The 21,789-nt window shown below is 62.5% G+C and carries 22 protein-coding genes; 14 read left to right on the top strand and 8 right to left on the bottom strand.

What is annotated here, in order from left to right; genetic code table 11:
* From AC515T_RS13800 to AC515T_RS13770, 7 genes are all read right to left on the bottom strand, one after another.
* The gene (locus AC515T_RS13800; protein ID WP_003201710.1) at window positions 1–426 is read right to left on the bottom strand and encodes an ExbD/TolR family protein; all 426 of its coding nucleotides are present in this window, start codon (window positions 424–426) and stop codon (window positions 1–3) included.
* A gap of 10 nt (window positions 427–436) precedes the next feature.
* Window positions 437–2,236, bottom strand: a complete 1,800-nt coding sequence (locus AC515T_RS13795) for a DUF2341 domain-containing protein (RefSeq protein ID WP_496532934.1) — start codon at window positions 2,234–2,236, stop codon at window positions 437–439.
* A 17-nt stretch (window positions 2,237–2,253) separates the two neighbouring features.
* The gene (locus tag AC515T_RS13790; RefSeq protein WP_496533136.1) at window positions 2,254–3,816 is read right to left on the bottom strand and encodes a ShlB/FhaC/HecB family hemolysin secretion/activation protein; all 1,563 of its coding nucleotides are present in this window, start codon (window positions 3,814–3,816) and stop codon (window positions 2,254–2,256) included.
* A gap of 68 nt (window positions 3,817–3,884) precedes the next feature.
* A complete protein-coding gene (locus AC515T_RS13785) occupies window positions 3,885–4,487 on the bottom strand; it encodes a transposase (protein WP_053125533.1) in 603 nt (200 codons plus the stop codon).
* A 690-nt stretch (window positions 4,488–5,177) separates the two neighbouring features.
* A complete protein-coding gene (locus AC515T_RS13780; protein WP_496532933.1) occupies window positions 5,178–5,975 on the bottom strand; it encodes a transglutaminase family protein in 798 nt (265 codons plus the stop codon).
* Window positions 5,972–6,922 carry an alpha-E domain-containing protein gene (locus AC515T_RS13775; protein WP_003201699.1) on the bottom strand — a complete coding sequence of 317 codons (951 nt, stop codon included), beginning with the start codon at window positions 6,920–6,922 and terminating at the stop codon, window positions 5,972–5,974. The genes AC515T_RS13780 and AC515T_RS13775 overlap by 4 nt, the downstream gene beginning before the upstream one ends.
* A gap of 3 nt (window positions 6,923–6,925) precedes the next feature.
* Complete coding sequence (locus AC515T_RS13770; protein WP_072347172.1) at window positions 6,926–8,335, bottom strand: circularly permuted type 2 ATP-grasp protein; 1,410 nt, start codon at window positions 8,333–8,335, stop codon at window positions 6,926–6,928.
* Window positions 8,336–8,929: 594 nt separating this feature from the next.
* Between AC515T_RS13770 and AC515T_RS13765 the strand changes: the two genes are divergently transcribed.
* The 7 genes from AC515T_RS13765 (at window position 8,930) to AC515T_RS13735 (ending at window position 14,292) form a co-directional block, all read left to right on the top strand.
* Window positions 8,930–9,520, top strand: coding sequence for an amino acid synthesis family protein (locus AC515T_RS13765; protein ID WP_496532932.1), 591 nt, complete (start codon window positions 8,930–8,932; stop codon window positions 9,518–9,520).
* A gap of 45 nt (window positions 9,521–9,565) precedes the next feature.
* On the top strand, window positions 9,566–10,399 hold the full coding sequence (locus AC515T_RS13760) for an alpha/beta fold hydrolase (protein WP_496532931.1): 834 nt from the start codon (window positions 9,566–9,568) through the stop codon (window positions 10,397–10,399).
* Window positions 10,396–11,877 (top strand): aldehyde dehydrogenase, encoded by a 1,482-nt coding sequence (locus tag AC515T_RS13755; RefSeq protein WP_496532930.1) that lies wholly within the window; start codon window positions 10,396–10,398, stop codon window positions 11,875–11,877. The genes AC515T_RS13760 and AC515T_RS13755 overlap by 4 nt, the downstream gene beginning before the upstream one ends.
* A 12-nt stretch (window positions 11,878–11,889) precedes the next feature.
* A complete protein-coding gene (locus tag AC515T_RS13750; RefSeq protein WP_496532929.1) occupies window positions 11,890–12,375 on the top strand; it encodes a flavin reductase family protein in 486 nt (161 codons plus the stop codon).
* 133 nt (window positions 12,376–12,508) lie between these two features.
* The gene (locus AC515T_RS13745; RefSeq protein ID WP_283553254.1) at window positions 12,509–12,913 is read left to right on the top strand and encodes a carboxymuconolactone decarboxylase family protein; all 405 of its coding nucleotides are present in this window, start codon (window positions 12,509–12,511) and stop codon (window positions 12,911–12,913) included.
* Between the two features lie 60 nt (window positions 12,914–12,973).
* Window positions 12,974–13,726, top strand: coding sequence for a GntR family transcriptional regulator (locus tag AC515T_RS13740; RefSeq protein ID WP_103309674.1), 753 nt, complete (start codon window positions 12,974–12,976; stop codon window positions 13,724–13,726).
* 2 nt (window positions 13,727–13,728) lie between these two features.
* Complete coding sequence (locus AC515T_RS13735; RefSeq protein ID WP_496532928.1) at window positions 13,729–14,292, top strand: NUDIX hydrolase; 564 nt, start codon at window positions 13,729–13,731, stop codon at window positions 14,290–14,292.
* A gap of 6 nt (window positions 14,293–14,298) precedes the next feature.
* Here the strand turns inward: AC515T_RS13735 and AC515T_RS13730 are convergent, their stop codons facing one another.
* Window positions 14,299–14,592 carry a DUF1330 domain-containing protein gene (locus AC515T_RS13730; RefSeq protein ID WP_496532927.1) on the bottom strand — a complete coding sequence of 98 codons (294 nt, stop codon included), beginning with the start codon at window positions 14,590–14,592 and terminating at the stop codon, window positions 14,299–14,301.
* Between the two features lie 82 nt (window positions 14,593–14,674).
* Between AC515T_RS13730 and ribBA the strand changes: the two genes are divergently transcribed.
* The 7 genes from ribBA (at window position 14,675) to AC515T_RS13695 (ending at window position 21,658) form a co-directional block, all read left to right on the top strand.
* Window positions 14,675–15,784, top strand: coding sequence for a bifunctional 3,4-dihydroxy-2-butanone-4-phosphate synthase/GTP cyclohydrolase II (gene ribBA / locus AC515T_RS13725; protein WP_496532926.1), 1,110 nt, complete (start codon window positions 14,675–14,677; stop codon window positions 15,782–15,784).
* A gap of 333 nt (window positions 15,785–16,117) precedes the next feature.
* Window positions 16,118–17,143: an ABC transporter substrate-binding protein gene (locus AC515T_RS13720; RefSeq protein ID WP_496532925.1), complete on the top strand. Its 1,026-nt coding sequence runs from the start codon at window positions 16,118–16,120 to the stop codon at window positions 17,141–17,143.
* Window positions 17,140–18,069, top strand: a complete 930-nt coding sequence (locus tag AC515T_RS13715) for an ABC transporter permease (RefSeq protein WP_496532924.1) — start codon at window positions 17,140–17,142, stop codon at window positions 18,067–18,069. The genes AC515T_RS13720 and AC515T_RS13715 overlap by 4 nt, the downstream gene beginning before the upstream one ends.
* A 6-nt stretch (window positions 18,070–18,075) precedes the next feature.
* Complete coding sequence (locus tag AC515T_RS13710; protein ID WP_496532923.1) at window positions 18,076–18,885, top strand: ABC transporter permease; 810 nt, start codon at window positions 18,076–18,078, stop codon at window positions 18,883–18,885.
* 17 nt (window positions 18,886–18,902) lie between these two features.
* On the top strand, window positions 18,903–20,054 hold the full coding sequence (locus tag AC515T_RS13705; RefSeq protein WP_496532922.1) for an ABC transporter ATP-binding protein: 1,152 nt from the start codon (window positions 18,903–18,905) through the stop codon (window positions 20,052–20,054).
* Window positions 20,055–20,098: 44 nt separating this feature from the next.
* Window positions 20,099–20,584 carry a flavin reductase family protein gene (locus tag AC515T_RS13700; RefSeq protein WP_496532921.1) on the top strand — a complete coding sequence of 162 codons (486 nt, stop codon included), beginning with the start codon at window positions 20,099–20,101 and terminating at the stop codon, window positions 20,582–20,584.
* Window positions 20,585–20,614: 30 nt separating this feature from the next.
* On the top strand, window positions 20,615–21,658 hold the full coding sequence (locus AC515T_RS13695) for an LLM class flavin-dependent oxidoreductase (RefSeq protein WP_496532920.1): 1,044 nt from the start codon (window positions 20,615–20,617) through the stop codon (window positions 21,656–21,658).
* The last annotated feature ends 131 nt before the right edge of the window (window positions 21,659–21,789 follow it).

The following is a 21,789-nucleotide window of genomic DNA, read 5'->3' as shown; positions in this document are numbered from 1 at the left end:
TCAGCCCTGGCTCGGTTTGCCGGTCACGAGACCGACCTGGGACAGTTCCAGGCGCCGCAACAGGTCCAGCACTTCAATGACTTTCTGGTACTGCACCGTCGCGTCGCCTCGCACGATCACCGGGAAGTCCGGGCTCTGGGCCTTTTCGATGCGCAGGCGCTCTTCCAGCTCGGCCAGGGTCACCGGGTAGGCGTCGAGGAACACTTGTCCACCGTCATTCACCGAAATCGCCTTGGTCTTGGCCTCGGACAACGACACCGAAGCGCTGGCCTTGGGCAAGTTGATCTGGATACCCGACACCTGGGCCGTGGCGGTGAGGATGAACATCACCAGCACCACCATGAGCACATCCACCAGCGGCGTGATGTTGATGCTGTCGACCGCCGCGTCATCGTCGTCATCGTGTGAAGCGTTTACGCTAGCCATGGCGATTTCCTCAGGCCGGTACGGACGATTGGGCGTGATGATTACGGCGATGCGCCGCTTCACCGGACTGGCCTTCGCCGTGCATCTCCGCCAGGCGGGTGATGAACTCGTCGACAAAGACCCGCATGTCGGCGCTGACTTCCTTGTTGCGGGTGATCAGGCGGTTGTAGCCAAACAGCGCCGGGATGGCGACGAACAGGCCCATGGCCGTGGCAAGCAATGCTGCCGCCATCCCCGGGGCGATGGCGTTGATGTTCACATCACCGGCCATGGCCGTGCCGAGGAACACCACCATGATCCCCAGCACAGTGCCGAGCAGGCCGATGTACGGACCGCCGGCGATGGCGTTGGACAAGGTCGAGAGCTTCGAACTCAGTGCTTGGTTCTCACGGGTGCGCACGCCGTCCATGGAACAGCGGATCGCCTCGATGGTGGCCGCTGACACCGACGAGGTGTCAGCGCCCTGCTCGCGGCGGGTGCGGATTTCCTTGACGGCCACCAGGTACAAGCGCCACAGCGACGAGTGTTGCAGGCGCTGGGCGAGGTCCTGGTCGTCGGCGAACATTTCCAGGCGTGTGCCGATCCTGGCGAACTGCTCGCGGAAGGCTTCGTTGGCGGCGCTGAGGCGGCTGACCATGCGGTTCTTGCGGATCATGATGATCCACGACTGGAACATCATCAGCACCAGCACCCCAATGATCACCCAGGCGTCGAGCGGTACGGCGTTGAGCAGGAAACCCAGGCTGCCGAAACCGAAACCGGACTGCTCTTCATCGACGCCATAGGCCACCAGTTTCGATTCGGCGCCCTGGGCATTGGCGTCGGCCAACAGCAACGGCGCCGGGCGGGCGACCTTGGACAGGCGCGCTTCGTCCATGGCGCCGCTTAAGGGCGCGAAGGCACCGGCGGCAACGTCAGCGCCCAAGGCGATCGGCGAATTGAACGCCGGCATCGCCACGGCGAGGCTCGCGGTTTCACGTCCGTTGACGTACAGCACGACCCGGTCGCCCGAGGCGGTCAACGCCAGGTGCTGCCACTGGCCGGGGTTCAGCGGCTGGGTCGAGACCGCGCGCTGGTCGTTGATCGCTACGAACGGCACACCTTGGTTGACCCCGACCAACAGGCTGGTGGCGGCTTCGCGACGGGCCAGGATGATTTGTTCGCCACTGGCCTGGTCCTGGCGCAGCCAGGTGCTGAAGGTGAACGCCGCGCCGGCACTGTGTTGCAACGACGGGCTGGCGGGCAGCAACAGCGGCTGGCCGTTGAACTGCAAAGCCCGCCCGATCACGCCGTCGATGCTCACGCCGGCTGCACCCTGGGCATTGTTGCCGTAGGCGGTGGTGTCCTTGGGCGGCACGCCGGTGGCAGCGTCGAAGTGGTACAGCGCGGTGTAGTCCGGGTCGAAGCTCAACTGGCCGCTGCTCGTGGCCGGCGCCTTCTGGTTGCCGTAATACATCCACAGGTCCTGACGTTGGCCGCCCTCAACGCTGGGCACGTCGACCCAGATCAGCGCCATGCCCATCAACGGGTCGAAGCTTTCGATCTGGTGATTGAGCACGGTCTTGTCGTCGGCACTGACGAAACGCAGGTCCGAGCCGTCGTCCTTGACGCCGTCGAAGGTGAAGTTGCCGGTGTGCAGGCGCACCAGCAACGCGGTGCGGCCCAAGGCCTGGGCGATGGCGGCGCCCTGGGGCGTGGTGTCCACCGAAATCTGTTTGCGATAATGCCAGTCGTCCTGCCACCAGGCGTTGGCGGTCGCCGGAAGCACCAGCCCCAGGCAGATAAACAGGGATAACAATAAGCGTTGCATGGACATGACTCCTGGGTTCAAAACGTCGCTTGCAGGTTGAAGTGCAGGCGCGATTCCTGTTTCGAGGTGTTCGGCCCTTCGAGCAGCGGATAGCCCCAATCGAGGCTGCCGGACAGCCATTTGCTCAGGCTCGCGCGGGTGCCGAGGCCGACGCTGGCGAGGCTGTAGTCGGCTTCCTGGTCGGGCAGTTCGTCACGCAAATACAGCTGCGCGCCTTCGGCGAAGGCATAGAAGCGCCACTCCTGGACATAACTGCCGAGGAACTTGGCCAGGGACGGGGTACGCAGTTCCTGGGACAGCAGGTAACCGTCATCGCCGGTGCGCTCAGCGGCCAGATAACCGCGCACCGAGGTGGCGCCACCGGCGGAGAACTGCTCGTTGGAAACCAGCGGCCCGGAGGCCAGTTGGAAGGCCGCCTTGGAAGCGGTCTGCCAGTCATTGCCGAAGGTAAAGGTGTAATTGCCGTCGCCCTTGAGCACCGCGAAACTGGGGCTGGCGCGATAGCGCTTGTAGTCGAACTCTTCGTCGGAGCTGCCATAACCCAGCAGGCTCCGGGTGCCCGCCACCAGGCTCAGGCCGAGGCCCAACTGGCTGTGTTCGGTGTAGCGAAAGCCGTTGTAGGCGAAGGTGAACGGCGCGTACTTGAGCGGTGCCTTGTCGCTGGCACCGCCCAGGTTCAGCTCTTCCTCGAAGTCCTTGAAATCCACCCCGACCGAAAAGCTGTTGGCCCATGCCCCGGTGGACGGCAGGCTGTAGATCGCCGACACCCCGTAGGAATGCCCTTTGCCCAACACGTTGCTGCCGCCGACGGTGGCTACGTTGCTGTCGGATTGGTAACCCGAGAATTGCACACTCCAGCGTTCGCTCAGCGGCGCGGTGTAGGAACCCGACCAGACCTTGGCGTTTTCGGTGTCCTGGGGCGCAGTGAAGAAGGTCAGCGAAACGCTGTGGCCCAGTTGCCAGAGGTTGTTGTAGCCGAGGCTGGCGACCGTGCGCAGCTTTTCGGTGTCGGCACTATAGTCGTTGTTCAGCCCCAGGCTGGCTTGCCAGGGGTTCTGGTCTTCGACCTGCAAGTCCACGTCCATCGTCCCGGGGCGCTGGCCTTCGCGCACCAGCGGCATGACCTGGCGTCCCGGGGTCTTGTTCAACAGCGCCAGCTCTGCCTGGACCCGGGCGAAATCCGGTACTTCGCCTTCCTTCAGCGCTGGCACATCATCACGGATTTCAACGGGCGAATAGTGTTTGGCCCCTACCACGCGCACCCGACCGATCTTGGTCTCGCTGACTTGCAGGTAGACGATGCCGTCTTCGACTTTCTGCTCCGGCAGTTCGACGAACACCGATTGATAACCACGGGTCTGATAGGCTTTTTGCAAGGCTTCCCGGGCACCCTCGATGTCGCTCAAGGCCTTTTGCGGACCGAGGAACGGGTACACCGCTTCCTCGATGGCCCGGGCATCGAGCACGGTGTTGCCACGCACGAAATACTCGTTCACGTCCACCAGGCGCGTCGGCGCCGCTTCGGCCTCCTGCCCTCCTTCGGCGGCAAAGGCCGACGGCCCCCCGACCGCCAGCAACAGCCAGCCCCACAGCGCCGGCCGCGATTTGAAGAAATGCTCCACACCACCCCCTGAATTCAAAGTACGGCTCAATTGCTTATGGTCGATGTCGTGGCGTGCCGGGCCAGCCAGGTGTGCAGCAGCGCGAAGTTCAAGGAGAACTCCGGCATTTGCAGCAAGGCGCCACAGAACACTTCACCGATGATTTTCTGGATGAGCCGCACCGCCCGTGCATCGCCCAGCAGCGTGGCGAGGTCTTTGCTCAGGACGTTGAAACTCCAGACCTTCTGGTTCAGGTCCAGGCCGACAAACCAGCGGAACAGCAGGTTGTAATTGAGTTGTTCGTAGAGTTGCTGCTCGCTGGGCACCGAATAGAGCAGTTGCAGCAGGAGGATGTGCATGGCGGTTTGCGGTGCGATCAGCATCTGGGCACCGGCGTTGAGGCCCTGCAGCACATCGCGATGGTCATCCAGCAGATCGTCGATCTGCGGACGCAGCAAGACCAGTGAATGGCCTTGGGGAATGTAGCTGGACACTTCCTTGAGCGCGCCCTGCCAGTCATCCTGGGAAACGATCCAGACCCACGGCGCGCCGTAGCGATACACCGAGACCGGCTGCTTGCGCGCCGCCTCGACGATCTTCGACAGCCGCTGGTCAAGCTCCTGCATGCCCACTTTCGAATAGCGTTCCATAGTCCCCATCGCCTCACTCCCGGCTTCGCGCCCCGGCTCCAAACGACCTGAAAGGTCCCCTCGAACACGTCACACAGGCATGACGGGAATGGCGATGTGCTACCGAACTTTTGTCATGAAAGCTTCATTTTTGAGGGTGTAGAGGGCGTGAGGGTTTTGTGGGAGCGAGCTTGCTCGCGATGGCGGTGGGTCAGTTGGCGGGGATGTCGAATGGGCTGCCGTCTTCGCGAGCAGGCTCGCTCCCACAGGGGTTCTCGGGTGGATACAAGATTTGTGTCCACCCCCATTCCAGTGTGGGAGCGAGCTTGCTCGCGATGGCGGTGGGTCAGTTGGCGGGGATGTTGGATGGACTGCCGTCTTCGCGAGCAAGCTCGCTCCCACAAGGGTTCTCGGGTGGAATACAAGATTTGTGTCCAGCACCCATTCCAAGTGTGGGAGCGAGCCTGCTCGCGATGGCGGTGGGTCAGTTGGCGGGGATGTCGAATGGGCTGCCGTCTTCGCGAGCAGGCTCGCTCCCACAAGGGTTCTCGGGTGGATACAAGATTTGTGTCCAGCACCCATTCCAAGTGTGGGAGCGAGCCTGCTCGCGATGGCGGTGGGTCGGGTTGCATTAATGCTGAAGGGGCCAGCCTCATCGCGAGCAAGCTCGCTCCCCCAGGGGATCGGGTGTTGGCGATGAGGCCTGTGCTGTTATTGGTGCTGCACCTGCACCATCGAGCTCACCTGCACCCGCGCCTGCATCTGTTCCGCCCCACCACCCCGACGCATGCCGCGGACCGGGCAGGCGTCGAGGTAGTCCAGGCCGATCGCCAGTTTCAGGTGTCGGTCAGGGCGGGTCAGGCGGTTGGTCACGTCGAAGCTGTACCAGCCATCATCCAGCCAGGCTTCGGCCCAGGCGTGGCTCGCCAGGTGGCTTTCATCTTCGGTGCACAGGTAACCGGAGACGTAGCGGGCCGGAATCCCCAGGCTGCGTGCACAGGCCAGGAACGCATGGGTGTGGTCCTGGCACACCCCGCTCCCCCCGGCAAACGCCTCGGCGGCGGTGCTGCTGACAGCCGTCGTGCCCGGGCTGTAGGGCATGCGGGCGGCCAGACCATTCATCAAGTCGGTCAGCGCCGCTCGATCACGCCGGGCTCCGCATTGCTCCACGGCGAAGGCACTGAGCACGTCATCCGCCTGGGTCAGACGGCTGGTACGCAGGAACGGCAACGGCGATTGGCTGTCCCCCTCCATCTCTACCGTCCGATCGATCTCCACCTGACCATAAGCCGTCAGCACCAAGGCGCCGTGGGGTTCGTCCATGGTCATCACGTGCAGGATGTTGCCATAAGGGTCGATCTGGCTGCGCACCAACCGCGGCAGCTCCAAGTGCCACTCAAGGATGCGTTGGCGCTGGCTGTCCTTGGGGGTCAGACGCAAGAACTGGATGCTGGTGCAGACTTCGTCGGCGTAGCTGTAGGTGGTGTCGTGGCGTATGGACAGTTTCATACGACCTCCAGATAAGATTCATGGACGGTCTGGCCCAAGTGACGGATCTGACCGATCAGGTCGGTCAGCCATTGGTGCAGGCCCGACGCCAGGATCTCGTCGATTCCGGAATAGCGCAGGCGTGCATTCAGCTCGGCGGCCAGACGTTGCGCCGGCCGGCCGTTGTTGCCCGGCAAGCTGGCGAGAATATGGTCCAGTTCCTCGATACAGGCATGCAGCGAACGCGGGACGTCGGCCCGCAGCAGCAACATCTCGGAGACCTGCTCGGCATTGGGCGCGTTGCGGTAGATCTCGTTGAACGCCTCGAACGAAGACAGCGCGCGCAACAAGGCGCTCCACTGGTAATAGCCGCGGGCCGAATTGTCGCTGACCTCCTCCGACTCCTCGCCGAACATCTCGTAGCGGGCGTCCAGCAGGCGCAGGGTGTTGTCGGCCCGTTCGATAAAGGTCCCCAGGCGAATGAAACAGTAGGCATCGTTGCGCATGATGGTGCCCGACGTCGCGCCACGGAACAGGTGCGAGCGCTCCTTGACCCACTCGCAAAAATGGCTGATGCCGTAGCGCCCCAGGCCGTTACTGGCGATGTTGCGCATTTCCAGCCAGGTGGCGTTGATGTTTTCCCACATGTCGGCGGTGATGCGCCCGCGCACGGCATGGGCGTTGGTCCGCGCGGCTCGCAGGCAGCTGTAGATACTGCCGGGGTTGGTTTCGTCCAGGGCAAAGAAATGCAGCATGCGCTCGGTGTTGAGCGCGTCATAACGGGCGTTGTAGTCGTCCAGCGTACCGGCCGCCAGCAGCGACATCGCCAGTTCGGCATGGCCGTCGCTGCGTCCGGCCTGGGGCATCAGCGACAGTGAGTAGCTGACTTCGAGCATGCGGGCCAGGTTCTCGGCGCGCTCCAGGTAGCGGGACATCCAATAGAGGTCCGAAGCAGTTCTTGAAAGCATGTCTTAGTCCTCCACTACCCAAGTGTCTTTGGTGCCGCCGCCCTGGGACGAGTTCACCACCAGCGAGCCTTCGCGCAGCGCTACGCGGGTCAGCCCGCCGGGCACCAGGCGCGTTTCCTTGCCCGACAGCACGAACGGACGCAGGTCGATGTGACGCGGGGCGATGCCGCTCTCGACAAAGGTCGGGCACGTGGACAGGCTCAAGGTCGGCTGGGCGATATAGGCTTCGGGACGGGCCTTGAGGCGTGCGCGGAAATCTTCGATCTCCGCCGCGCTGGCGGCCGGCCCGACCAGCATGCCGTAGCCGCCGGAGCCTTGGGTTTCCTTGACCACCAAATCCGGCAGGTTGGCCAGCACATGGGACAGATCCTGGGGCTTGCGGCACTGCCAGGTGGGCACGTTCTTCAGGATTGGCTCTTCGGTGAGGTAGAAGCGGATCATTTCATCGACGTAGGGGTAGATCGACTTGTCATCGGCCACGCCCGTGCCGACCGCGTTCGCCAGCACCACGTTGCCCGCCCGGTACACAGCGATCAGCCCGGGCACGCCCAGCATCGAATCGGGGTTGAACGACAGTGGGTCGAGGTAGGCATCGTCAAGACGACGGTAAATCACGTCCACCTGCCGGGGGCCAGCGGTGGTGCGCATGTACACATGGTCGTCGCGCACGAACAGATCGGCCCCCTCCACCAGCTCCACGCCCATTTCACGGGCCAGGAACGCGTGTTCGAAATAGGCACTGTTGAAGCGTCCCGGGGTCAGCACCACGGCGGTGGGGTTTTCCAGGGGGCTGGAGCTCTTGAGGGTGTCGAGCAGCAGGTTCGGGTAATGATCGATGGGGGCCACGCGCTGGGCGGCGAAGAGTTCGGGGAACAGGCGCATCATCATCTTGCGGTCTTCGAGCATGTAGCTCACACCGCTGGGGGTGCGCAGGTTGTCTTCCAGCACGTAGTAACTGCCGTCACCGTCGCGCACCAGGTCGACACCGGCGATATGGGCGTAGATGCCCCGGTGCAGGTTCAGGCCCTGCATCGCAATCTGGTAGCCCTCGTTGGCGAGCACCTGTTCAGGCGGGATGATGCCTTCCTTGAGGATGTGCTGCCCATGGTAGATGTCGGCCAGGAACATGTTCAGGGCCTGGACCCGCTGGATACAACCACGCTCGACCATCTGCCATTCACTGGCCTTGATGCTGCGCGGGATGATGTCGAACGGAATCAACCGTTCAGTGCCCTGCTCGTCCCCATAAAGGGTGAAGGTGATACCGGCGCGATGGAACAGCAGGTCGGCTTCGCGGCGTCGTTGTTCAAGCAGTTCAAGCGGTGTGTCCGCCAGCCAGCGCGAGAAGGCTTGGTAATGCGGGCGGCAGTCACCCTGGGCGTCATACATTTCGTTAAAAAAAGCGTGGGGCATAGCCAACTCCCAGCCGTGTCGTACACGGCATTTCTTATTACGTCGTCATTCCACTCAGTACGGCCTTGCCTTTTTATGAGCCCTGGTTCTCTTGAATACCTCTTCGGCATGGGTCTCTGATCAGGCCTTTGCGTCCGGTTGACGTGCGCCCCCCTGTTTATCTACGTATCGAATACCTCTGGCTGGTTCTCTGGTGTTGGTGTCGTAGCAAGGGCTGTGCCTAAGTGCGGTGCATCGAACCAATGCTGGAAAAACCGTCGCAGAACGACAGAAAAGCGAAATTTATTTTCGATTTTGCGACGAAAAGCTATTTGAAGGCTGAAACGTTTATTTCAATTTCCGGCATCAATGCCACAAACGGGTCGAATCGGTGCACGCAGGCGGGAAGCCGGCGTGGAATGCCCTGAAAAGGGGAAATTTATACCCAACGCAAACGCCGGGCTTAGCTCAACGATAGCTGACCCGTCGGACTTCGGGGGAAACGAGCCTTCCGTCGCCTCTCTTCGCACAAACTCAATAGCACCCCTTGCACCCACAGTATTATGGTATACCATCATACGCAAAGACCTATCCACCCACCCCAGGGAGCAGCTCATGAGTTTCGAAATTCGCAAGATCGTCAGCTATGTCGAAGAAACCTTCATCGAAGGCGGCAAGGCCACCGACAAACCGGTGACCATGGTCGGGCTGGCGGTCGTGATGAAAAATCCCTGGCTGGGCCGCGGTTTCGTCGAAGACCTGAAACCGGAAATCCGCGCTAATTGCTCTGACCTCGGCGCACTGATGGTCGAGCGCCTGGTGAGCATCATCGGCGGTGCCGAGAAGATCCAAGCCTACGGCAAGGCCGCGGTGGTCGGTGCCGACGGCGAAATCGAACACGCCTCCGCCGTGATCCACACCCTGCGTTTTGGCAACCACTACCGTGAAGCGGTCAAGGCCAAGAGCTACCTGAGCTTCACCAACAAGCGCGGTGGCCCTGGCACGTCGATCCAGATCCCGATGATGCACAAGGACGACGAAGGCCTGCGTTCGCACTACATCACCCTGGAAATGCAGATTGAAGACGCCCCCCGCGCCGACGAAATCGTCGTGGTGCTGGGCTGCGCCGATGGCGGCCGCCTGCACCCGCGCATTGGCAACCGCTACATCGACCTGGAAGAACTGGCCGCCGAGAATGCGCAGTGATCCAGCCTGGGCAACCACAATAAAAAAGGCATGCAGGAGCGCTCCATGATTCGGCTCACCGCTGAACTCACCCCGGCCGGCACCAGCTACCTGGCAACCGGCCAAGGCCAACCCGTGGTCCTGATCCATGGCGTGGGCCTGAACAAAGAAATGTGGGGCGGCCAGGTCGTTGGCCTGGCCACGCAATATCGGGTGATTGCCTACGACATGCTCGGCCATGGCGCCAGCCCCCGTCCGCAAAGCGGTACCGCGTTGCTGGGCTACGCCGACCAGTTGCTGGAGCTGCTCGACCATTTGCAATTGCCCCAGGCGACGGTGATCGGCTTTTCCATGGGTGGCCTGGTGGCCCGTGCGTTTGCCTTGCATTACCCGCAGCGCCTGCAAGGCCTGGTGGTGCTCAACAGTGTATTCAACCGCAGCGCCGAACAGCGCGCCGGAGTCATCGCCCGCACCGCCCAGGCCGCCGAGCATGGGCCGGACGCCAATGCCGAGGCGGCGTTGTCGCGCTGGTTCAGCCGTGAATACCAGGCAGCCAACCCGGCGCAGATTGCCGCATTGCGCCAGACCCTGGCGCAGAATGATCCCCAGGGCTACCTCACCACCTATGAATTGTTCGCCACCCAGGACATGTACCGCGCCGGCGACCTGGGCAATATCCAGGTGCCGACACTGATCGCCACCGGCGAACTGGACCCCGGCTCGACACCGGAAATGGCCCGGCAACTGGCTGAGCGCATTCCCGGCGCCAGCGTTGCCGTACTCGCCGAACAGCGGCATATGATGCCGGTAGAGTCGCCGCGCCTGGTCAACCAGCTGTTGCTGGAATTTCTCGACACGGCAAACGCCCGACAAAACCAAATAAAGGGGATCGTTGCATGACACTCGCACGCTTTTCGATGTGCATCGGCGGTGAATGGGTCGATGCCCTCGCCGGCAAGACGTTCGAAAGCCTGAACCCGGCCCTGGCCCAACCCTGGGCCGAGTTGCCCGACGCCGACGAAGCCGATGTCGAGCGCGCCGTCCAGGCGGCACAGAGCGCGTTCGACAGCCCGGCCTGGCGCGGCTTGACCGCCACCGCACGGGGCAAGTTGTTGCGCCGCCTCGGTGACCTGATCGCCGAGAACAAAGAACAACTGGCCCAGTTGGAAAGCCGCGACAATGGCAAGCTGATTCGCGAAACCCGTGGCCAAGTCGGCTACCTGCCAGAGTTCTTCCACTACACCGCAGGCCTGGCCGACAAGCTCGAAGGCGGTACCCTGCCCCTCGATAAGCCGGACCTGTTCGCCTATACCGTGCACGAGGCCATGGGCGTGGTCGCGGCGATCATCCCCTGGAACAGCCCGCTGTACCTGACCGCGATCAAGCTTGCCCCGGCGCTGGCGGCCGGCAACACCATCGTGATCAAACCGTCCGAGCACGCCTCGGCCACGGTCCTGGAGCTGGCTCGCCTGGCCTTGGAAGCCGGCATTCCACCGGGGGTGGTCAACGTCGTTACCGGTTATGGCCCCAGCACCGGCGCGGCCCTCACACGCCATCCGCTGGTGCGCAAGATCGCCTTCACAGGGGGCGCCGCCACGGCCCGCCATGTGGTGCGCAGCAGCGCCGAGAACTTCGCCAAGCTGTCGCTGGAACTGGGCGGCAAATCGCCGAACATCATCTTTGCCGACGCCGATCTCGACAGTGCGATCAATGGTGCGATCGCCGGGATTTATGCGGCATCCGGCCAAAGCTGCGTGTCCGGTTCACGCTTGCTGGTGCAGGACGAAATCTATGACGAGTTCGTCTCGCGCCTGGTCGAACGGGCCCAGCGCATCCGCATCGGCAACCCCCAGGAAGACGCCAGCGAAATGGGCCCCATGGCCACCGCGCAGCAACTGGCCGTGGTCGAAGGCCTGGTGGCCGACGCCATCGCCGAAGGCGCGCGCCTGCGCCTGGGCGGCAAGCGTCCGCAGAACCTGGGCGAAGGTTGGTTCTATGAGCCCACACTGTTCGAATGCGACCGCAACTCGATGAAGATCATGCAGGAAGAAGTCTTCGGTCCGGTGGCGTCGGTGATTCGTTTCAAGGACGAAGCCGAGGCCCTGGCGATCGCCAACGACTCGCAGTTCGGCCTCGCCGCCGGCATCTGGACCCGCGACCTGGGCCGTGCCCATCGCCTGGCCCGGGATGTGCGCTCCGGGATCATCTGGGTCAACACTTACCGTGCGGTGTCGGCCATGGCGCCCATCGGTGGTTTCAAGAACAGCGGTTATGGACGCGAGAGCGGCATCGATTCGGTACTGGCCTACACCGAACTGAAAACGGTGTGGATCAACTTGTCCCAGGCGCCCATGCCTGATCCGTTCGTGATGCGCTAGGAGTCCTGAGAAATGATCGAACCCGGCATCTACAAAGAAGTCATGAGCTCCTTCCCGTCCGGCGTCACGGTGGTCACCACCCTGGACCCGGACGGCAATATCGTCGGCATCACCGCCAGTGCGTTCAGCGCGCTGTCGATCGACCCGGCGCTGGTGCTGTTCTGCCCCAACTACGGCTCTGACACCTACCCGATCCTGCGCGACAGCAAGCAGTTCGCGATCCACCTGCTGTCCGCCGACCAGACCGCCGAAGCCTATGCCTTTGCCGGTAAAGGCAAGGACAAGGCCAAGGGCATCGACTGGCACCTGAGCGAACGGGGCAATCCATTGCTGGGCAAAGCCACCGCGATCATCGAATGCGAACTGTGGCGCGAATACGATGGCGGCGACCACGCGATCATCGTCGGCGCAGTGAAAAACCTGATTCTGCCCGAGCAACCGGTGACGCCGATGATCTACCACAAGGGCAAGTTGGGCCCACTGCCCGCGCTGGCTTGATGGCCATCCCCCTCTCCTGTGGGAGCGAGCTTGCTCGCGATGGCGGCAGCACATCCAACATTACGGTGACTGACACACTGCTATCGCGAGCAAGCTCGCTCCCACAGGTTCATCACTTTTTCAGGGAGCTCGCATGAGCAACGACAAATACGAACAAGGCCTGAAGATCCGTACCCAGGTGCTGGGCGAGGCGTATGTGCAGCGCTCCATCGAGAACGCCGACGATTTCACCCGACCACTGCAGGAAATGGTCACCGAGTATTGCTGGGGCCATGTCTGGGGTCGCGAGGGCTTGTCGCTCAAGGAGCGCAGCATGATCAACCTGGCCATGATCTCGGCGCTCAATCGCCCGCATGAACTCAAGCTGCATGTGCGTGGCGCCTTGCGTAACGGCTTGAGTCGTGAGCAAATACGCGAAATTCTGCTTCAGGTCGGTATCTATTGCGGCGTTCCCGCTGCCGTGGACAGTTTCCGGCTTGCCCGTGAAGCCTTCGCCGAAGCCGATGCCGAGGCCCCCAGTCAACCTTCGGCTGTTTGATCTGAACGTGCACGGATGTTGCCCGTTTGGCATGGACAGCCATATTACAGAGCGGACCCCATGAAACGCCTGCCACTCGACGACAGCTTCAAGGTCAATCGCAACCCCGTTACCCTGCGCGAGATCGTGCTGGATAAACTGCGAAGCGCCATCATGAACTTCCAGCTTCTGCCGGGCGATCGCCTGGTCGAACGCGATCTGTGCGATCGCCTGGGTGTGAGCCGTACATCGGTACGCGAAGCGCTGCGCCACCTGGAATCCGAAGGCCTGGTGGAGTTTGCCGACGCCAAGGGGCCGCGGGTCGCCATTATCACGTTGGCCGACGCTGTCGACATCTATGAGCTGCGTTGCGTGCTCGAAGGCCTGATCGTCCAGCTGTTCACCCTGCGCGCCAAGGCCAAGGACATCAAGGCCCTGGAAAAAGCCCTCGCGGAAAACCGCAAGGCCCTCAAGGAAGGCGAACTGCAACAAGTCATCGATTCGGTGCAAGGCTTCTACGATGTGTTGCTCGAAGGCTCCGGCAACCATGTCGCCGCCACCCAACTGCGCCAGTTGCAGGCACGCATCAGCTATTTGCGGGCGACCTCGGTGTCCCAGGAAAACCGTCGCGGCGACAGCAACCAGGAGATGGAACGCATGGTCGAGGCGATCAAGAGCGGCGATCCCCTGGCGGCCCACCAGGCCTGCGTCGACCACGTGCGCGCCGCTGCCAAGGTCGCCCTGGAATACCTCAAGCGCAAACAGGAAGAGACCGGAGAAATCCCCGAGATCATCCCGCCCATCGCCCTCAAAGAACCGCGTATAGGTCGCTAGCCATGTTCAGCCCGAGCTTTTGTCCAAAGTGCGGCGGCAGTGACCTCGATCACCGCCTGCCAGCGGGCGATACCCATAGGCGACTGATGTGTGGCGGTTGCGGCTACATCCACTACGTCAACCCGAAGATCATTGCCGGCTGCATCATCGAGCAGGACGGCAAGTACCTGCTGTGCCAGCGCGCCATCCCGCCGCGCCCGGGCACCTGGACACTGCCGGCCGGCTTCATGGAAGGCGGTGAGACCACCGAACAGGCGGCGCTGCGCGAAGTCTGGGAAGAAACCGGCGTACGCGCTGAAATCGTCTCGCCCTACTCGATCTTCAGCGTGCCGACGATCAGCGAGGTGTACATCATCTTCCGCGCCACCGCGGTGGAGATCACCGGCCAGTTCGGCCCGGAAACCCTCGCCTGCCAGTTCTTCGCCCCCGAAGACATTCCCTGGGACAGCATCTATTACCCGGCCATCCGGCAGATCCTCGAACGTTATATCGAGGAACGCCAGGCCGGGGTCTATGGCATCTACATCGGCAACGACGACAACGGCAAGATTCACTTCATCCGCTGACGGATCTCAGGGCGCCACGCCCTCGACAATGATCACCTCGGCCCGGGCCACGCCTTCGCGATGATGCTTGGCCTCCTGATACTGCGCCGAGTGATAGCAGGCCAGCGCCTGTTCGTAAGAGTCGAACTCGATCACCACGCTGCGCTGCGGCGTGACCCTGCCCTCCATCGCTTCGCTACGCCCGCCCCGGGCCAGCATCCGACCGCCATACAAGGCAAACGCCGCCGGCGCCCGTTGGGTGTATTGGCTGTATTGATCGGGGTCGGTGACATCCACATGAGCAATCCAGTACGCCTTCATAGTGACCTCTCGGTTTATTTTGTATTATGGTATACCACAATATATCTCCAGCAAGCCCTCATCAAAACACAGAGAGCCCGACATGGCCTTTAACAGCATTCAGGAAATCATCGAAGACTACCGCCTGGGCAAGATGGTGTTGCTGGTGGATGACGAAGACCGGGAAAACGAAGGCGACCTGCTGCTGGCCGCCGACTGCTGCGACGCTCAGGCCATCAGCTTCATGGCTCGCGAAGCCCGTGGGCTGATCTGCCTGACCTTGACTGACGAACATTGCCAGCGCCTGGGGCTTGAGCAAATGGTGCCGAGCAACGGCAGCGTGTTCAGCACGGCGTTCACGGTGTCCATCGAGGCCGCCATCGGCGTGACCACCGGTATTTCCGCCGCCGATCGGGCGCGTACCGTCGCCGCCGCCGTGGCCACCGACGCGGGGCCCAACGACATTGTGCAGCCGGGGCATATCTTCCCGCTGCGGGCCAAGGAAGGCGGTGTACTGACCCGCGCCGGGCACACCGAAGCCGGTTGCGACCTGGCACGCCTGGCAGGTTTCACGCCGGCGTCGGTGATCGTCGAAGTGATGAACGATGACGGCACCATGGCCCGCCGACCGGACCTGGAGATTTTCGCCCGCAAGCACGGGATCAAGATCGGCACCATCGCCGACCTGATCCACTACCGCCTGAGCACCGAGCACACCGTGGTACGCATCGGCGAACGGGAACTGCCCACGGTACACGGCACCTTCCGCCTGTTCACTTTCGAAGACCGCATCGAAGGCGGCGTGCACATGGCGATGGTGATGGGTGACATTCGACGGGAAGAACCGACCCTGGTGCGGGTGCATGTGATCGACCCGCTGCGGGACCTGGTGGGTGCCGAATACCACGGCCCGTCCAACTGGACACTGTGGGCGGCCCTGCAGCGGGTGGCCGAAGAAGGTCGCGGCGTGGTGGTCGTGCTGGCCAACCACGAATCCTCCCAGGCGCTGCTTGAGCGCGTACCGCAACTGACCCAGCCGCCACGACAATTCAGCCGCTCCCAATCGCGCATCTATTCTGAAGTGGGCACCGGTGCGCAGATTCTCCAGGACCTGGGCGTCGGTAAATTGCGGCACCTGGGACCACCGCTCAAGTACGCGGGGCTGACGGGGTATGACTTGGAGGTGGTGGAGAGTATTCCCTTCACCGGATAACAGCCCCCCTGTGGGAGCGAGCTTGCTCGCGATAGCAATCGACCTCTGATACACCGCTATCGCGAGCAGGCTCGCTCCCAAAGGGCTCGTCCCTGGAATGGCAGGGGAAATCTACCCCGGACAGATAGCCGGTACGGCAAAATGCTTGCAGAAAGTTTGGAATACCATAATATGATATTCCATAGACCGAACGCTTCAGCCAGGTGCCCCCCGACAGGGACAGCACAAACAATAGCCCTTGGCACGGTCGTCTTTAAGGCCAGATGGACCTACTGCTCCCGATAGGCGGGCGACAAAAGCCCGCTCAATAAACACAACAATGAGGGCGTGAAAATGGTGTTGAAGAAAAGTGCAGCCGCAATGCTTTTTGCCGGCCTGCTGAGTGTCACCAGCCAGGCGACGATGGCCGCTGAAAGCGTCAACTTCGTCAGTTGGGGCGGCAGCACCCAGGACGCGCAGAAACAGGCCTGGGCCGACCCGTTCAGCAAGGCCAGCGGCATCACCGTGGTCCAGGATGGCCCCACCGACTACGGCAAGCTCAAGGCCATGGTTGAAAGCGGCAACGTGCAGTGGGACGTGGTCGACGTCGAGGCGGACTTTGCCCTACGTGCCGCTGCCGAAGGCCTGCTCGAACCCCTCGACTTCTCAGTCATCCAACGCGACAAGATCGACCCGCGCTTCGTCTCCGACCATGGCGTCGGCTCGTTCTACTTCTCCTTCGTGCTCGGCTACAACGAAGGCAAGCTCGGTGCGGGCAAACCGACAGACTGGTCCGCGCTGTTCGACACCAAGACCTACCCCGGCAAACGCGCCCTGTACAAATGGCCAAGCCCCGGCGTGCTCGAGCTGGCGCTGCTGGCCGACGGCGTCGCGGCAGACAAGCTCTATCCGCTGGACCTGGACCGCGCCTTCAAGAAGCTCGACACCATCAAGAAAGACATCGTCTGGTGGGGCGGCGGCGCTCAGTCCCAGCAGTTGCTCGCGTCCGGCGAAGCCAGTATCGGGCAGTTCTGGAACGGTCGTATCTACGCCTTGCAACAGGACGGCGCTCCGGTCGGCGTAAGCTGGAAGCAGAACCTGGTCATGGCCGACATCCTGGTCATCCCAAAGGGCTCGAAAAACAAGGCCGCCGCCATGAAGTTCCTGGCCAACGCCAGCAGCGCCAAGGGCCAGGCCGACTTTTCCAACCTGACCGCCTATGCCCCGGTCAACGTCGACAGCGTTGCACGCCTGGATTCGGTGCTCGCCCCCAACCTGCCGACTGCCTACGCCAAGGATCAGATCACGCTTGATTTCGCGTACTGGGCCAAGAACGGTCAGGACATCGCGACACGGTGGAACGAATGGCTGGTCAAATGAAAATGTCGGCAACGACAACCCCTCGCACTGGGAGCGCCATTGGCGCTGCCGGTGCGGTACAGACCAAGGCGGCGACGCGAACCCCGTCGCTGGCACAGCGCTGGCGCGGGACCGGCAACCTGCTCCCCGCCCTGCTGTTCCTCGGCCTGTTCTTCCTGGCGCCGTTGATCGGCCTGCTGCTGCGCGGCGTGCTCGAGCCGGTGCCCGGGTTAGGCAACTACGAGCAATTGTTCGCCAACTCGGCCTATGCCCGAGTGCTGTTCAACACCTTTTCGGTGGCCGGGCTGGTGACGCTGTTCAGTCTGCTGCTGGGTTTCCCCCTGGCCTGGGCCATTACCCTGGTGCCCCGTGGCTGGGGCCGCTGGATGCTGAACATCGTGCTGCTGTCGATGTGGACCAGCCTGCTGGCCCGCACCTACTCCTGGCTGGTACTGCTGCAAGCCTCCGGGGTGGTGAACAAGGCGTTGATGGCGCTGGGCATCATCGACCAGCCGCTGGAGATGGTGCACAACCTCACCGGCGTGGTGATCGGCATGAGCTACATCATGATCCCGTTCATCGTCCTGCCGTTGCAGGCGACCATGCAGGCCATCGACCCGATGATCCTGCAGGCCGGCTCGATTTGCGGCGCCAGTCCCTGGACCAACTTCTTCCGGGTATTCCTGCCGCTGTGCCGGCCGGGGCTGTTCTCTGGCGGGCTGATGGTGTTCGTGATGTCCCTCGGTTACTACGTGACCCCGGCACTGCTGGGCGGCGCGCAGAACATGATGCTGCCGGAATTCATCATCCAGCAGGTGCAGTCGTTCCTCAACTGGGGCCTGGCCAGTGCCGGCGCCGCCTTGTTGGTGGCGATCACCCTGGTGTTGTTCTACTTCTACCTGAAGCTCCAGCCGGAATCCCCGGTGGGCGCCAGCAACGCGAGGTAAGCCGCCATGCTCCTGACTCCCAATGCCATGAGCCGGCGCATGCGCTTCGGCCTGTATTTCACCACCGGCCTGATCGCGCTGTTCCTGCTGTTGCCCATCGCATTCATCGTGCTGCTATCGTTCGGCTCGTCCCAATGGCTGGTCTTCCCGCCGCCGGGCTGGACGCTCAAATGGTACGGCCAGTTCTTTTCCAATCCTGACTGGATGAACGCGGCACTGACCAGCCTCAAGGTCGCGGTACTGACCACCGTCTGCGCCGTGGCGCTGGGCCTGCCGACAGCGTTTGCCCTGGTGCGCGGGCGCTTCCCGGGCCGGGAAATGCTCTACGGCCTGTTCACCCTGCCGATGATCGTGCCGCTGGTGATCATCGCCGTGGCGGTGTATGCGCTGTTCCTCAAGCTCGGCTACACCGGGACGATGTTTGCGTTTGTGGTCAGCCACGTCATCGTCGCGCTGCCCTTCACCATCATCTCGATCATCAACTCGCTCAAGCTGTTCGACCAATCCATCGAGGATGCCGCAGTGATCTGCGGTGCCTCACGTCTGCAAGCGGTGTTCAAGGTGACCTTCCCGGCCATTCGCCCGGGCATGGTCGCCGGTGCCCTGTTCGCGTTCCTGGTGTCGTGGGACGAGGTGGTGCTGAGCGTGATGATGGCAAGTCCCACCCTGCAAACCTTGCCCGTCAAGATGTGGACCACCCTGCGCCAGGACCTGACGCCTGTGATCGCCGTCGCTTCGACGCTGCTGATCGGCCTCTCGGTCCTGGTGATGGTGATCGCCGCCGCCCTGCGCCGGCGCAATGAAATCAGCGCCTGAGCGCCTAGGAGAACACGATGAGTGCTGTCAAAGACCCCGCACAACAGAACGACAAGACCCTGGTCAGCCTGCGCAACCTGAACAAGCACTACGGTGACTTTGCCGCCGTGGACGATATTTCCCTGGAGATCCAGGATGGCGAATTCCTGACCTTCCTCGGCTCCAGCGGCTCGGGCAAGAGCACCACGCTGTCGATGCTGGCCGGGTTCGAAACCCCCAGCAGCGGCGAGATCCTGGTGGGCGGTAAATCCCTGGTCAACGTACCGCCGCACAAACGCGACATCGGCATGGTGTTCCAGCGCTACTCCCTGTTCCCGCACCTGTCGGTTCGCGACAACATCGCCTTTCCCCTGGCGATTCGCAAACTGGCCAGCGCCGAGCGCGAACGCCGGGTCGACGCGATGCTCAAGCTGGTGCAACTGGGAGAGTTCGCCCATCGCCGCCCTTCGCAACTGTCCGGCGGCCAGCAGCAGCGCGTGGCGATTGCTCGGGCGCTGGTCTATGAACCGCGCATCCTGCTGATGGACGAACCCCTCGGGGCCCTGGATAAAAAACTCCGTGAAGACTTGCAGGATGAATTGCGCCAGTTGCACCGCCGGCTGGGCATCACCATCGTCTACGTCACCCATGACCAGGAAGAAGCCATGCGCCTGTCCCAGCGCATCGCGATTTTCAGCCACGGCAAGATCGTCGGTTTGGGCAGCGGTTATGACCTGTACCAGAATCCGCCGAACGCTTTCGTCGCCTCGTTCCTGGGCAACTCCAACTTCCTCAAGCTCAAGGCCCAGGGCAACGCCGTGGCGAGCTTCGAAGCCCAGTCGCTGTCGATCCGCCTGACCGCCGGCCTGCAAACCGACCAGGACGTGCTGCTGATGGTGCGCCCGGAAAAAGCCCTCGCCCTGAGCGTCGAGCAAGCCGCCCAGCAACCCTTGGCGGCCGGTTGGAATGAGGTGTCGGCCAAGGTCGTCGAAGTGCTGTTCCTCGGTGAAAGCCAGACCTGCAGCGTCGTCACGTCCGGCGGCACGGCCATGACCGTCAAGGCGTTGTCCGCCGCCGGCATGCCGCTCAAGGCCGGCGACCCGGTGCGCGTGCGTTGGGCCACTGCCGACGCCTGCGTCTACACCCAATGGGCCGAGAGCGACCTGAACAAGGCCGCGGGTGCCCATTGATGAACATGGAGCGCCCACAACCGATAAAACTCGAGGATCGTCCGATGATCGATGCCAGCGTCTACAAACAAGTCATGGGCTCGTTCCCGTCCGGGGTGACGGTGATCACCACCCTCGATGACGACGGCCAGGTCGTCGGCCTCACCGCCAGCGCCTTCAGCTCCTTGTCGATGGACCCGGCGCTGGTGCTGTTCTGTCCCAACTACAGCTCCGACTCCTACCCGGTGCTGATCAAGAACAAGCGCTTCGCCATCCACGTGCTCTCCGGCGGCCAGCAGAACGAAGCCTACGCCTTTGCCCGCAAAGGCAAGGACAAGGCCCAGGGCATCGAGTGGACCCTGAGCGAATTGGGCAACCCGTTGCTGAACAATGCCACCGCCATCATCGAGTGCGAACTGTGGCGCGAATACGAGGGCGGCGACCACGCCATCATGGTCGGCGCCGTGAAGAACCTGATCGTGCCGCAGCACACACCGGGGCCGCTGGTTTATTGCCACGGCAAGATGGGCGCCCTGCCCGTCCTCGCCTGAACCGATCGTCAACAATAAAGAGAAAGCGCCATGAAATTTTCCCTGTTCGTACACATGGAGCGCTGGGACGAAAGCGTCAGCCATCGCCAGTTGTTCGAAGACCTGAGCGAGCTCACCCTGCTGGCCGAGGCCGGCGGTTTCAGCACCGTGTGGATCGGCGAACACCACGCCATGGAATACACCATTTCGCCAAGCCCGATGCCGCTGCTGGCGTACCTGGCCGGCAAGACCACCACCATCCACCTGGGCGCCGGTACCATCATCGCGCCGTTCTGGCACCCGCTGCGGGTGGCCGGCGAATGCGCGCTGCTGGACGTGATCAGCAATGGCCGCATGGAAGTCGGCCTGGCCCGGGGCGCCTATCAGGTGGAGTTCGACCGCATGGCTGGCGGCATGCCGGCTTCCTCCGGCGGCCAGGCCTTGCGGGAAATGGTCCCGGTGGTGCGCGCCCTGTGGCAAGGCGACTACGCACATGATGGCGAGATCTGGAAGTTTCCCACCTCCACCTGCGTACCCAAACCAATCCGCAAGCCTCACCCGCCGATGTGGATCGCCGCCCGCGACCCGGACTCCCACAACTTCGCCGTCGCCAATGGCTGCAACGTGATGGTCACGCCGTTGATGAAGGGCGACGAGGAAGTCCTGGACCTGAAGAACAAGTTCCAGGCCGCCTTGGACAACAACCCCGACGTGCCACGCCCGCAATTGATGGTCCTGCGCCACACTCACGTCCATGGGGTGAATGACCCCGAAGGCTGGAAGGTCGGCGCCCAGGCGATCTCGAAGTTCTATCGCACCTTCGATGCCTGGTTCGGCAACAAGCAAGTGCCGGTCAACGGCTTCCTGGCGCCAAGCCCGGAAGAAAAGTTCGCCGAGCGCCCGGAATTCCAGCTGGAAAACATCCGCAAGAACACCATGATCGGCACCCCGCAGCAGATCATCGAGCGGATCAAGTATTACCAGGAGCTGGGGGTGGATGAATTCAGCTTCTGGTGCGACAACAGCCTGCCCCATGCCGAGAAGAAGAAATCCCTGGAGTTGTTCATCCAGCAGGTGGTGCCGGCGTTTCGGTGATCAGCTGCATGGCCATCGCGAGCCGGCTCGCGATGGCCATCCAACTGAAACATATGTGTCAAAAGTGACAATTACCCCCACTACCCCGCCGCCGTCCCGCAAACCACTGTTAACGGCCCGCGAAGCCACAT

Source organism: Pseudomonas sp. FSO-7, assembly GCF_059579345.1.
Note: the sequence above shows the minus strand (reverse complement) of the source record. Positions and strands in the feature narration are given on the sequence as shown.